This is a genomic window from Methylobacterium sp. E-025 (assembly GCF_022829705.1).
Lineage (GTDB): Bacteria > Pseudomonadota > Alphaproteobacteria > Rhizobiales > Beijerinckiaceae > Methylobacterium.
On sequence record NZ_JAKSYR010000082.1, the window covers coordinates 1 to 305 of the forward strand.

Sequence of the window (305 nt, forward strand, 5' to 3'; positions counted from 1 at the left end):
CAAGCCCCACCCGGGCGACCAGAGGTCCGGTCCCCCTTCCGCCAACCTCATCCGTTCCCCCGCAGATAGCCTCCTGCAAGCCCGTACGGATCACGCGTCCTGCCTGGGCCTCGCGACGTCCTCCCGCCACCGCATAGCAGCCGGCGAGACCGATAAGCGCGAGGACCATGCCTGGGCGCTCGGCAACGCCCGCCGCTGGAGCCACCTCGCCGCCGAACTGAGCGAGACGCGCTGATGGCCGACCTCTCCCGCCGTGGCCTCCTCGGCGCCTTCCTCGTCCTTGTGTCGTCGCGGGTGCCGGCTAT

At 71.1% G+C, this 305-nt stretch carries 1 protein-coding gene; it reads left to right on the plus strand.

The genetic code is table 11. The features are described 5' to 3' along the window. A partial coding sequence (locus MKK64_RS10120) for a hypothetical protein (protein WP_243934203.1) occupies nucleotides 1-235 on the plus strand: 235 nt, incomplete at its 5' end. Nucleotides 236-305: the final 70 nt, after the last annotated feature.